Raw genomic sequence first — 543 nt, forward strand, 5'->3', positions numbered from 1 at the left:
AATTTGCTCTTTGATTTTTTGAGTATAAGGACATGTTGGATTCTATGTGCTGTATTGTCAACAATACACTCTTCTTCCTGTATATCTACCAACATGATTTACAGAATTTTATTTTACTATAATTTTACCTATATTCCAAGACAGAAATAAAATAATCAAGAACAAAAACGCATATAACCAATAACTAGCTATATGCATTTTAACACTTAAAGCGAACTGTTAAGTTGCGACTAGTGGTATCCAGTCCTAAGTAAGTCGGAAATATACAGTTTATTTACGACTAGCAAGGCATTTACCCGGCAATAAGAGCTCATCTAAATTGACTTTTTCTTAAAGTAGAAATTTCTACGAAAACTATCTAAATAAACTTTTAATCTCTATGACGGACAAAACATGTCTCAGTTATTCATCAACATCCAAGGTTCTAGTAGTTGACCCACTCCCCATTGGAGTTAACTTTATAACCATCTACTATAGTATTAACCGCTAATCTTCCGCTTTCATTGACATAGTACCATTTGTCTCCAACTTGGAACCATTGAT

General features: G+C 32.6%; 1 pseudogene. It reads right to left on the reverse strand.

From position 1 onward, the window contains the following. Positions 1-424: 424 nt before the first annotated feature. Positions 425-543 (reverse strand): annotated as a pseudogene (locus HT703_RS11435) (N-acetylmuramoyl-L-alanine amidase family protein); the annotation flags it as partial.

It is taken from the genome of Streptococcus sp. 3874, assembly GCF_013276425.1.
In the GTDB taxonomy this organism is placed as follows: domain Bacteria; phylum Bacillota; class Bacilli; order Lactobacillales; family Streptococcaceae; genus Streptococcus; species Streptococcus pseudopneumoniae.